Genomic DNA, 11,495 nt, shown 5'->3' on the forward strand with positions numbered 1-11,495 from the left:
ACGAGCAAAACAGATGAGAGATCCAGGGAGGAGCCGATGAGCGAGGCGAACGTCGACGCCGGGTTAAGCGCGCAGAAGCAGCAGATCCGGGAGTTCCTCTCGTCCGTGATGGACGCGTACGAGCAGATGCCGATGGAGAATCGGAAGTACGCGATCACCATCCTCGCGCCGACCGTTCTGCTGTTCGCCCTCAGCGTCGTCGGTGCGATCGCGCTCCCGCTTCCGGTGTTAGTCCGGATCCCCATCTTCCTCCTGGGGCTGTTGATGTTGGTCGGTGGGGTGCTCTATCCACGACTGCTCGTCGAAGAACAGCGTCGGGGGTTGGAGAACCAACTCCATCTCGTCATCACGCACCTGACAGTGTTATCGACGACGAACATCGACCGCGTGGCGGTGTTCAGACAGCTCGGTCGCGAGGAGGAGTACGGCGAACTCGCCATCGAGATGCGCCGCATCACCGAACTGGTCGACACGTGGAACCAGTCGCTCGACGACGCGCTCCAGCGGCGAGCCCGGGCGGTCCCCTCCCGTGAACTCGGCGATTTCCTCGACCGACTGGCGTACTCGCTGAACGCCGGCCAGCAACTCGACGACTTCCTGCTCGGCGAACAGCGGACGATCATCGAGAAGTACGTCACCGTCTACGAGGGGGCGCTCGGGAACCTGGAGGTCATGAAGGACCTCTATCTCTCGATGATTCTCTCGATGACCTTCGCGATCATCAACGCCATCGTGCTCCCGATCCTCACGGGAACCGATGCGACGATGACCATCGCTGCTGTCATCGTGCTCTTCGTCTTCGTCCAGTTGGGGTTCTACTACGTCATCAAGACGATGTCGCCGTACGACCCGCTGTGGTACCAACAGAGCGATTATCGGACGAAGATCGACCGGCAGATCGACATCGCACTCTACGGGTCGGTCGGGTTGAGCGTCGTGTTCGTCGGCGTGCTCGGACTCGGAGTCGCCGGGTGGACCACCATCGGTCAGACCGTCCAGCGCGTGATGCTCGATACGCCCGTCCCGCTCCTGATCGCGACGCCGCTCACGCCGCTGGCGATCCCCGGACTGGTGGCCCGTCACCACGAAAACCACGTCAAAGAGCGCGACGAGGAGTATCCGGGCTTCATCCGCGCGCTCGGTGCCTCCGAGAGCGCGAAACAGTCGACCACGCGAGCGGTTCTGGAGACGCTTCGGGAGAAGGACTTCGGCGTGCTCTCACGGGAGATCGATCGCCTCTACGTCCGGCTGAATATGCGGGTTGGCCCGGATCGGTCGTGGTTCTTTTTCACCGCCGAAACGAGTTCTTATCTCATTCAGAAGTTCTCCGAGATGTATCTCGTCGGCCGGCAGATGGGCGGCGAACCGAAACAGCTCGGCGAACTCATCTCGGACAACATGAACGAAGTGCTCAAGCTCCGGCGGCAGCGCCAGCAGGCGACGGTGACGCTCATCGGCGTGCTGTACGGCATCACCGCGTCGGCCTCGTTCGCGTTCTTCATCGGCTTAGAGGTCGTCGAGATCCTCGCGACGTTCTCTTCGAGTATGAACCTCGCACAGTTCGAGTTCGGACAGCTCATCTACGCCGGCGTCTACGACATCCCGGTCATCGAATACCTGCTCTCGCTCATCATCCTCTTTAACGCCCTCCTATCGGCGCTGATGATCCGGATGGTCGACGGCGGGCACAAGGTGAACGCCTACCTCCACTTCGTGGTCCTCGTGTGGATCGGGTGTGGGAGCGCAGTGGTGACGTCGTCGCTGGCGGGAGGGTTGATCAACGTATGACGAGCACGGGCTCCGACAGTCGGGAGGGCAATCAGGGGAGAAGCGGGCGCTCTGACGGCTCCGAACACGGGGACGTGGCCGAACAGCGCTCGGAACTGCTCGAAGCGTACCGGGAGCGCTCGGCAGACGACAGCGGTTCGGAATCTGGATCAGCGGCGGACTCCACCGGGACGTCGAAGACGTCGCGAGAGGCCGGAAACGGCGAGTCGATCGTCGTCGACTTCGTCGCGAACTTCGTCGCCGGAGGGGACGCCGCGTTCGATCCGGTGAAAGGGCGGGTCCTGATGAGCGAACGTCGCCTCGTGCTCGCGACGTCGAAGACGAAGACGACGATCCCGATCCCGTCGGTCTACGACATCGCCGTCGGCCAAGTACCGCCGGAGGTCGAGGAGTTCTTCGATTACACCGTGATGATCGGCTACGTCGACGGCGACTACCGCCGATCGACCGTCATCGGCGGGGACAGAGAGACCATCGAGAAGTTCTCGCTACTGCTCTTTCGGGCGACGCTCAACGGATCGACCGCGCTCGTCACCCACCCAGCGAAGGTCGGCGGGCGCGTGATGGATACGCCGAAGCAAAAGTCGGGCCTCCACCTCGATTACGAATCGGTCACCTTCCCCGGCAGCGACGTTTCCACGGCCGACGACGGCCCGTTTTCGATCGATCTCGCGTCGGTCATCTTCTTCGAGGTGATGGAGCGTTCGACCGACGGCGGGGAGACGAGGTTGGTCCTCTCGGTCCAGCACGTCGAGAACGGCCAGACGGTCACCTCCGAGATCTCGATGACGTCGCGGCGGAAGATGAACATCCTCGGGCGGTATCTCAGGCTCATCTACCACTGGATCAAGAGCGACGTTCGCGACGTCGAAATCGACGAGTCCGAACTAGAGGTGCTCGTCGGCCTGTACTCGACGGCCGAGGAGATCGATCTGGCCTCGTTGCTCGATATCAACGAGTCAGAACTGGACGCCCGCCTCGAGTCGCTCCACGAGGACGACCTCATCACCGACGAGGAGCCTCCGGTGGATCTGACTCCGCAGGGTCGGTTCATCGTCAACGAGGAGTTCGAGGACATCAACGTATGAGGCGAGCACCCGATGGACGGACGACCGGAGTCAGCGCATCTCGTCGAGCGCCACGAACGCGTCCGCATCGGCCGACAACCAGGCCTCGATCTGTTCACAGCAACTCTCGCGGCGGGGATAGATCGTGCATCGGTCCGGCCGTTCCTCGTATCGGACGACGACGCTCCGGAGCTCGAAGTGACGACGCCCCTCGGGGGCGTCGCTGTCCTCGACGTCGGACGTCGGAGCGCGGTTCTCTGGATTGCGAGGCGAGTCGGACATCTCAGTCCACGCTCTCCCCTTCGCCGTCGATACACTAAACCGCTGCCGTTGGCAGGCAAGTTCCGCCGGCGGGGACGGAGTAAAGTGTTCGCACGTGCCAGCCACTCCAAGAGATGGTAGATCCGACTTCCGACCTCGGAGAAGACGTGGACGAAGCCGACGCGCCGTCGTGTGCGAACTGCGGATCGAAGATCGTTCAATCGCCGACGCACCGCGTCGTCACCTGGATCGAGGACGGGAGCGTGCAGACGCGGCATTTCTGTTCAGACGAGTGTAAAGGCGAAGCCGACGACGAGTGGTGAGCGGGTGAGGCCGCGACTCGCTCCGCTGCCGCTTCGTGTCGACCGGGGCCGGCCTCCCGCCGGCCGACCGTCAGCGATCTTCGATTCCGGACCAGAACCGGTCGACGCCGTAGCCGAGCATATCCGGACTCACCGGGTCGAACTCCGTACGCTCGGCCTCCGGGAGGTACTCGCGGACGCTGTCCCACGAGGCCCTGGCGTACCGCGCGTCGACGAGCGCGCGGACGCCGACCTCCTCGGGACCGCGGATGACGCGACCGATCGCCTGCCTGGCCTTCCGGACGGCCGGCACGGTGAGCGCGGTCTCGAAGCCGCTGCGTCCGCCGTGACCGTCTGAGCCGAACCGGCGGTCGTACGCCGTCTTCAGCGCGCGCGTTCGCGGACTCGACGTGTCGATGATCGGGACGCCGCAGACGACGGCGGCGGCGAGCCTGTCGCCGCGGTAGTCGACTCCCTCAGTGAGGGTACCTCGGAGACTCGTCACCAGGACCTTGGCGTCGCCGCCGAAGAACTCCGATTTCAGCGATTCCGTGGCGTCGTCGCCGGAGGACTCGTCCAGGAGGACGGGCCGGTCGAGACGCTCCGACAGCGACTCGGCCATCCACGCGGCCTCCGCGTAGTTCGGCATCCCGACCAGGACGTTCCCCGGCGATCGGGAGATCTCGCAGACGGCGTCGACGTGCGCGCGTCGCGTGGGGTTCGCTTCGCCCCGTCCGCCGCGGTTCTCGTGCGTGAACTTCGGGACGTCGACCGCGAACGACGCGCGGTTCCCCGGCGGGAACGACAGCCCGTAGGTCCGCTCCTCGACGGGCCGGCCGGCCTCCGCCAGCGCGTCCAGTCCCGTCACCTCGCGGAAGACGTCCATCGGCTCCAGCGTCGCCGACATCAACACGCCGCCGCCGAACTCGCCCAGTCGCTCGGCGATCGCCTCCCCCGGCACGCAGTTGTGCAGCGCGAGCCGTGCGTTGTAGGCGCGCCGCCAGGTGTCCTCTCTCGCCGTCTCGTCCCACGTCCGCTCCAGTTCGATCTCTCGGAAGTACGCCACGTGGTCGGTTCGGGCCCAGTTCGCGAGCGTCCGCCCGACGGCGGGCGCGGCCCGGCGAACGTCGTCGTCTTCGGCCTCGTTCAGGATCCGGGCGACGACGGCACCGACGGATTCCGCGCGGAGCCAGGTCGCCTCGTCGTGGCCGGCCGCCTCCGCCCACTCGGTCAGTTCGTCGACCGCGGGGTCCGCCGGGTCTCGGAGGGGTATCTCGTCGTCGTCGAGCCGCGAGAGGTCCGCGCGCCAGTCGGGCAGCGTCCGATCGAGGTGTGCCCGCACGCGGCGGTCGAGTTCCGAGCGGAGATCCGAGACGAACTCGCGAGTCTGGCGGACTTCGCGAAGCGTCACGTCCGCGTCTTCGAGTTCGCCGCGGACGAGGTCCGCGTCGGCGTTCGCCGGGGCGTCGTCGCCCTCTCCGCCGGCGGTCGACTTCCCGGCCTCAGCGAATTCGACCGGCTGGAGCACGCGGGTCAGTTCGTTCTCCGCGTCGCGGAGCGTCGCGTCGCCGACGCCGTCGCTCACCAGATCCCGCACGCGCGGTTCGAGCATATGGGCCTCGTCGCAGACGACGAACGTCTCCTCGTCGACGAGCGCGCCCGTGAACGAGCCCACGGTCGTCGGATCGAAGGCGTGGTAGTAGTTTCCGAGTACGACCTCGACGTGCGGAAGCACCGCACCCATCACCGAGTGCGGGCACGTCCCGTACCCCGCGCTCAGTCGAACGAGTTCCTCGGGCGCGATGTGGCCGTGCTCGGTCAGGTCGAACGGGACGGCTTCGATCGGGTCGCCGTCTTCCGGCACGTCGTCGAGGAACGTCGCGTAGAAGGGGCAGTACTCGGTGTCGCCGTACTCGGCCGTCTCCGGGAGGTACGGCGTCGGCTCGCCGGCGGTGGAGAGGTAGTCGGGGGCTCCTGTCGAGCCCGAATCCAGCAGTCCGGTCTGGGTCTTCCTGGCCTCCGAGACCAGGGTTCCGGTGGACGTCTCGCCGCCGTCCCCGACGAGATTTCTGGTCCGCTCGCGAAGTCCCTCACAGCGATCGTAGACCGTCTCGTCGTCGATTCCGGCGACCCCCTCGCGGCTGTAGGGACAGACGTCGGCCTTCCCGACGAGCGTCAGCCCCGAGACCGGCTCCCAGCCGTCGGGGAGGGTCCCGTTGATCGTCTCCAGGTCCGACTCGAACTGCCGGAGTTGCTGTTTGACGCTCGTCAGGACCAGCACGCGCTCGTAGTCGGAGTCGGGATCGCGGACCCGGTCGATCCCCGCGGTGAGCGCGAGCATCGTCTTGCCGGTCCCGCAGGCCCCCTCGACGACCAGAAAGCCGTTCTCCTCGGCGGCCTCGACGGCGGCGTCGATGCCGTCGGCTTGTTCCGGATACGGCTCGTCGTGACCGAAGACGGCCTGCCAACTCACGTCTCGCAGTCGCCCCGCTGCGTTCATATCGGTGTCGGTGGATGGCCGCGGCTTCGTACTTGAACGCTCGGGCGAGAGGAAACCGAGCGAGTTACTCGACGGCTCGGTCGACGTCCGTCGAGTCGCCCACGCAGACGACGAGTGAGTCGCGGGTCGGCGCGTACACTTTCATCTCTCTCCCCTTCACGGAGTAGCGGTTCCCGACCACGCGGACGAGGCCGGCTTCTCGGAGGTTGTCGAGGTGATGTCGGACGTTCTGCAGCGACGTTCCGACGGCGTCAGCGAGTTCAGAGGCGGTGGCGGGGTCGTCCTGGAGGGCCGCGAGCGTCGAGCGGGCGGTGTCGGCTGCGAGGCAGTTGATGAGCCGAGCGGCTTCGTCGTCGTCGAGCGGGAGGACACGGACGTCGCCACCGTCTTCCTCGGCCGCACCTCGATCCGTCTCTGACGGTAGCACACCCGACATACCACCTATTTCCGGGCTCTCGGACCTAAACGTTTCGGATTTTCGACACACGTGCAGTCACGCGTGACCCAACGGGTCACGCTACGGTGGACGTCCGTGGAATCGACCGGACGCCCCGAGGCGGTCGCCGTCACCGACCCATCGCCTTTTACGTCGGCTCGGGCCCAACTGCCCACGATGATAACGAGCGACAGGATGGCCGCCGTCGACCGCAACGCCGAGGCGCTCTGCGTCCCGCGGAAGCAGTTGATGGAGTCGAGCGGCAACGCCGTCGCCCGCGCGGTTCGCCGCCTCGCGGACGCGGGCGCGTCGGTCGTCGTCGTGGCCGGTCGGGGCAACAACGGCGGCGACGCGTTCGTCGCGGCGCGGTTTCTGGACGACTACGACGTGTCCGTCCGCCTGCTCGGCCGCCCGGAGTCGATCACGACGGACATCGCCCGAGAGAACTGGGAGGCGCTCCGCGCGGGGGAGTACGACGCCGAGGCGGTGACAGACGCTACGGGCCTCGATCTGGGCGATCCCGACGTCGTCGTCGACGGCATGCTCGGGACAGGAGTGACCGGCGCACTCCGCGAACCCGAGGCGACGGCGGCGGCGGCGATCAACGGGCTCGACGCGTCGGTCCTCTCGGTCGACGTCCCCTCGGGGATCGACGCGGATACCGGCGAGTCCGCGGGCGTCGCCGTCGAGGCCGACCGCGTGGTGACGTTCCACGACGAGAAGCCCGGCCTGTCGGCGCTCGACGTCGACGTCACCGTCGCCGACATCGGAATCCCAGACGCAGCAGAACTGTTCACGGGTCCTGGCGACCTGCTCGCGCTGGGTCGGCCCTCTCAAAGCCACAAGGGCGACTTCGGCGAGGTGCTCGTCGTCGGCGGCGGTCCCTACACCGGTGCACCGGCGCTCGCCGCGCAGTCCGCGCTCCGCGCCGGTGCGGACCTCGTCCGAATCGCCTGCCCCGGATCCGTGGCCCGGGAGATTCAGGGCTACAGCGAGAACCTCATCCTCCGCCCGTACGACGGGGATCACCTCGCGAGCGAGCACGTCGGGGACGTTCTGTCGCTCGCGGCCGACCACGACGTCGTCGTCCTGGGTCCCGGACTCGGGAGCCGCGACGAGACCCTCGCAGCGGCCGGGGAGTTCCTCGATCGGTACGACGGGACGGCGGTCGTCGACGCCGACGCGCTGCAGGTGGTTCCCGAAGTCGACACCGAGGCGACGCTGCTCTGTACGCCCCACCAGGGCGAGTTGCGGAAGATGGGCGGCGAGACCGACGAGGACTGGCGGACGAGGGCCGAACTGGTCGCCGACTTCGCGGCCGACCTCGGTCACGTCCTGCTCGTGAAGGGCGCGTACGACGTGATCGCCGACGGCGAGGAGACGAGAGTGAACCGGACGGGAAACCCGGGGATGACCGTCGGCGGCACCGGCGACGTCCTCGCGGGGGCGGCCGGCGCGCTGGCGTGCGTCCTCCCGCCCTTCCAGGCCGCCGCCGTCGCCGCCTACGCGAACGGCCGAGCCGGCGACGCGGCGGTGGAGGAGAACGGGTACGGCCTCCTGGCGACGGACCTGATCGACCGACTGCCCGCGGCGCTGCGGAGTGACACACGATGACAGTAGAGGACACTACCGACGAGACCACAGAGCATAGCGAGGACGAAACGGGCGAGCGCGACGACGGCGAACCGAAAGGACGCCCGGACGGCGGCGAACGCGCTGCCGAGAACGACGACGACGCGGAACTCACCCACGTCGACGAGACGGGGGACGTCCAGATGGTCGACGTCGGGTCGAAACCCGACTCGAAGCGGCGCGCGGTGGCGCGCGGTGAGATCCATCTCTCGGCGTCGACGATCGGCGCGATCCGCGACGACGCGGTCGAGAAGGGCGACGTGCTCGCGACCGCCCGGATCGGTGCGGTACAGGCCGTCAAACACACCTGGGAGACTATCCCGATGTGTCACCAGATCCCGATCACGAACGTCGACACCGACTTCGACGTCCGCGAGGACCGCGTGGCTCTCACGGTTACTGTCGAGACGACCGGCAAGACCGGGTGCGAGATGGAGGCCCTAGAGGGCGTCACGACGGGACTGAACGTCGTCTGGGACATGGTGAAGGCGGCCGAGAAGGACGAGTCCGGACAGTATCCGGGAACGCGGATCGACGGCGTCGAGGTCCTCACGAAAGAGAAGCGGCGGGTCGAGGAGTCGGACTGACGCGAAGGGAAGCGGCGGGTGCGTATCGACCGCGCTACGGGCTGTCGACGCTCGCCTCGGAGACGTCTCCCGCTTCGGCGGACCCCGGCGGCGCGCGCACCTCCGCGGCCTTCGCCCGCGCCTTCTCGACGATGGCCGGCCGGGCGGTGAACTCGACGAGAACCTCCTCGCCGGTGTACTCCTCGCGCTCGACGTTGCCGTGGTCGTAGAGCCACGAGACCAGACTCATCGCGTCGTCGGAGAGGGGCAAGAGGAGGCGCTCCTCGCGCCAGTCGGGCAGTTCGTCCTCGATCCGGGCGGTGAGTTCCTCGACGTTCTCGCCGGTGAGCCCCGAGACGGCGACCGGGTTCGGCGCGAGGGCGTCGAGCGCCGCGCGCTTCTCCGCCAGTTCGTCGTCGTCGACGCGGTCGATCTTGTTGAGGACGGTAACGATCGGCGCCTCGTTGCGCTCGTAAAGCGTGTCGTGAGAGGTGACGAGTTTCTCGCGCATCTCCTCGACGGACTCGGAGGCGTCGACGACGAGCAACACGAGGTCCGCGCGGTAGACCGAATCCAGCGTCGACTCGAAGGACTCGACGAGCCAGTGGGGGAGATCGGAGATGAATCCGACCGTGTCCGTCAGGAGGACGTCTCTCGTCCCGGTGTCCGCGCGACGAGTGGTCGTCCCGAGCGTCGTGAACAGCCGATCCTCCGACTCGGCGGTGGGGTCGAGATCCGGGTGGAGGTCCTCGTTCTCGGAGACGTCGAGGTCGTCGGCGAGCTGTCGCATCAGCGTCGACTTGCCGGCGTTCGTGTAGCCCGCGAGCGCGACGAGGTCGAAGCCCGACTCCCGGCGCTGCTCGCGGCGCGTCTCCTCCTTGTCGGCGATAGCGTCGAGCTCCTGCTTGATGCGGGAGATCTGGGCTTTGATGTCGCGTTCGCGGCTCTCGTCGTACTCGCCGAGACCCATAAAACCGGGACGCTCGTCGCGCTTCGCCAGCGACGCCTTCGCTTCGGCGCGCGGGAGTTCGTAGCGCAACTCCGCGAGTTCGACCTGCAACTGCGCCTTTCGGGTGTTCGCGCGCTGACCGAAGATCTCGAGGATGAGCGTGAAGCGGTCGATCACCTCGACGCCTTCGGGCAACTTCCCGCCGATGTTGTACGTCTGGTAAGGGCCCAGACGGTTGTCGACGACGACCGCCTCGGCGTCGGTGTCTCTCACCAACGCCGCGAGTTCCTCGACTTTGCCCTCGCCGAAGTGGTAGGCGGCGTCCTCCTCGCGGGACTGCGAGAGCCGGCCGACCACGTCGTAGCCGGCAGCGCTCGCTAGGTCCCCGATTTCGCTCAGGTCGGCGTCTTCGCCGCCGTCGACCCGCTTGGCGATGACGACCGGGCTCGTTCCGCTCATACGTCCACCGCGCACGCGGCGGCCTCGAAGTGGTTCACCTGCACTGTCTCTTCGATACTACGCGACCGAACCACTTGAACGCTACCCGCGGTGACGAGCGCGGTCCGTTCTGGGGGAGTCCGGACGCGCGGCCGGGGCGTGTTACGTATTTACTCAGGAATCACCCTTATTTCTGCATTCTAAAACTATTTATCACTTGTATTTTATAGATGAGTTTAAACATCTCCGGCTCCGAGAAAATATACTCTATGATACGTCGTATCCGTTCTCAGTTTCTCCCGCCCGACGCGGCGCTGTTCGTCGCGCTCGCGACGGTCTGGGGACTGTCGTTCGTCGCCATCGAAGCCGGACTCGCCCACGTTCCACCGCTCTTCTTCGCCGCGGTTCGGTACGCGCTCGCCGGTGCACTCGTCCTCGCGTACGCCGCGATCACGACCGATCGAGTGCGTCCCCGGGGCCGCACGGAGTGGTTGAACGTCGCCGTCGTCGGCGGGTTCCTCGTCGGCGCGTACCACGCGCTGCTGTACCTTGGTCAACTCTCCGTTCCCGGTCCCGTCGCCGCGGTCGTCGTGAGCCTCTCGCCGGTGTTGACCGCGGTCTTCGCGGCCGTACTCCTCGACGACTCTCTCGACGCGGTCGCAGTCGGCGGCTTCCTGCTCGGCCTCGTCGGGGTCGCGGTCGTCGCCGACTTCGACCTCGGAGGCCTCCTCGACGCCGACCTCCTCGGAATCGGACTCCTGCTCGTCGCGGCCGCGGCTTTCGCCCTCGGTTCGGTGCTCTCGACGCCGCTGCGGACGACTCTCGCGGACGTGTCGATGCAGGCGTGGGCGATGCTCGTCGGCGCAGCGGCGCTTTTCGCGGGATCGATCGCACGCGGCGAGCCCGTCGCCACCGTCGAGTGGACGACGACCGCGCTCGCCGCGCTGGCGTACCTGACGCTCTTCTCGGGCGTGCTCGGCTTCCTGATCTACTTCGCGCTGCACGAGCGCGTCGGCCCCGCCGAGAGCAACCTGGTGAGCTACTTCCAGCCGATCGTCGCCGCGCTGGCCGGCTGGGCCCTCCTCGGGCAGACCGTCACGGAGACCACCGTCCTCGGCTTCCTGGGCATCTTCGCCGGCTTCCTGCTCGTGAAGCACGAGGTCGTCCACGAGCGTCTGGGCGTGGGCGGTGTCCGCTTCGCGCCGCGGAATCTGATGCTGGCCTTCAGCTGTCGGGTCATCGAACGCGGTCGCGGGCTCACCTTCGAGCGGAACGTCGCCTCCGAGGACCTCTACGGGTCGACGACCAGTGGATTCGGCCACGATGCCGACTGATTAGGCCGTACAGAAGGTTTCACGAGCCGTTTCTTTCAGCGCTACTTCGGAGGAATCAGCCACCAGATCGTGCGTGCACACCCACCTTTTGCGCTCTGTCTCTTACCCATAAGTCTCAGGAGTGCAGTTCGTATCCCTCCGCCCAGGTCTGAAGTTTCTTGAGGCCTTTCCACATCGTCTCCCAACCGGGCGGTGGATCGGAATTTCGGTCAAGGTAGCCGC

General features: G+C 66.7%; 10 protein-coding genes. 6 read left to right on the plus strand and 4 right to left on the minus strand.

From position 1 onward, the window contains the following. Window positions 1–36: 36 nt before the first annotated feature. Window positions 37–1,788 (plus strand): archaellar assembly protein FlaJ, encoded by a 1,752-nt coding sequence (gene flaJ, locus NO876_RS06830; RefSeq protein WP_256420929.1) that lies wholly within the window; start codon window positions 37–39, stop codon window positions 1,786–1,788. Then, on the plus strand, window positions 1,785–2,876 hold the full coding sequence (locus NO876_RS06835) for a CheF family chemotaxis protein (RefSeq protein WP_256420931.1): 1,092 nt from the start codon (window positions 1,785–1,787) through the stop codon (window positions 2,874–2,876). The genes flaJ and NO876_RS06835 overlap by 4 nt, the downstream gene beginning before the upstream one ends. 30 nt (window positions 2,877–2,906) lie before the next feature. Here the strand turns inward: NO876_RS06835 and NO876_RS06840 are convergent, their stop codons facing one another. Further along, the gene (locus NO876_RS06840; protein WP_256420932.1) at window positions 2,907–3,137 is read right to left on the minus strand and encodes a DUF7511 domain-containing protein; all 231 of its coding nucleotides are present in this window, start codon (window positions 3,135–3,137) and stop codon (window positions 2,907–2,909) included. Between the two features lie 113 nt (window positions 3,138–3,250). Between NO876_RS06840 and NO876_RS06845 the strand changes: the two genes are divergently transcribed. Then, complete coding sequence (locus NO876_RS06845) at window positions 3,251–3,439, plus strand: DUF7576 family protein (protein WP_256420933.1); 189 nt, start codon at window positions 3,251–3,253, stop codon at window positions 3,437–3,439. Window positions 3,440–3,509: 70 nt separating this feature from the next. On the opposite strand, the gene NO876_RS06850 is transcribed toward NO876_RS06845, so the two are convergent. Both NO876_RS06850 and NO876_RS06855 read right to left on the minus strand, forming a co-directional pair. Continuing rightward, complete coding sequence (locus NO876_RS06850; RefSeq protein ID WP_256420934.1) at window positions 3,510–5,918, minus strand: ATP-dependent DNA helicase; 2,409 nt, start codon at window positions 5,916–5,918, stop codon at window positions 3,510–3,512. Between the two features lie 64 nt (window positions 5,919–5,982). Continuing rightward, window positions 5,983–6,354: an ArsR/SmtB family transcription factor gene (locus NO876_RS06855; RefSeq protein ID WP_256420935.1), complete on the minus strand. Its 372-nt coding sequence runs from the start codon at window positions 6,352–6,354 to the stop codon at window positions 5,983–5,985. A 177-nt stretch (window positions 6,355–6,531) separates the two neighbouring features. Here NO876_RS06855 and NO876_RS06860 point away from each other — a divergent pair, with 177 nt between their 5' ends. Next, window positions 6,532–7,968 carry an NAD(P)H-hydrate dehydratase gene (locus NO876_RS06860; protein WP_305882866.1) on the plus strand — a complete coding sequence of 479 codons (1,437 nt, stop codon included), beginning with the start codon at window positions 6,532–6,534 and terminating at the stop codon, window positions 7,966–7,968. Beyond that, the gene (moaC, locus tag NO876_RS06865; protein WP_256420936.1) at window positions 7,965–8,573 is read left to right on the plus strand and encodes a cyclic pyranopterin monophosphate synthase MoaC; all 609 of its coding nucleotides are present in this window, start codon (window positions 7,965–7,967) and stop codon (window positions 8,571–8,573) included. Before NO876_RS06860 ends, moaC begins: the two co-directional genes overlap by 4 nt. A gap of 34 nt (window positions 8,574–8,607) precedes the next feature. Here the strand turns inward: moaC and hflX are convergent, their stop codons facing one another. Next, window positions 8,608–9,960, minus strand: a complete 1,353-nt coding sequence (hflX, locus tag NO876_RS06870) for a GTPase HflX (protein ID WP_256420937.1) — start codon at window positions 9,958–9,960, stop codon at window positions 8,608–8,610. A gap of 248 nt (window positions 9,961–10,208) precedes the next feature. Here hflX and NO876_RS06875 point away from each other — a divergent pair, with 248 nt between their 5' ends. Next, the gene (locus NO876_RS06875; RefSeq protein ID WP_256420938.1) at window positions 10,209–11,273 is read left to right on the plus strand and encodes a DMT family transporter; all 1,065 of its coding nucleotides are present in this window, start codon (window positions 10,209–10,211) and stop codon (window positions 11,271–11,273) included. Window positions 11,274–11,495 lie beyond the last annotated feature (222 nt).

The organism is Halobellus rarus (assembly GCF_024494595.1).
Lineage (GTDB): Archaea > Halobacteriota > Halobacteria > Halobacteriales > Haloferacaceae > Haloquadratum > Haloquadratum rarum.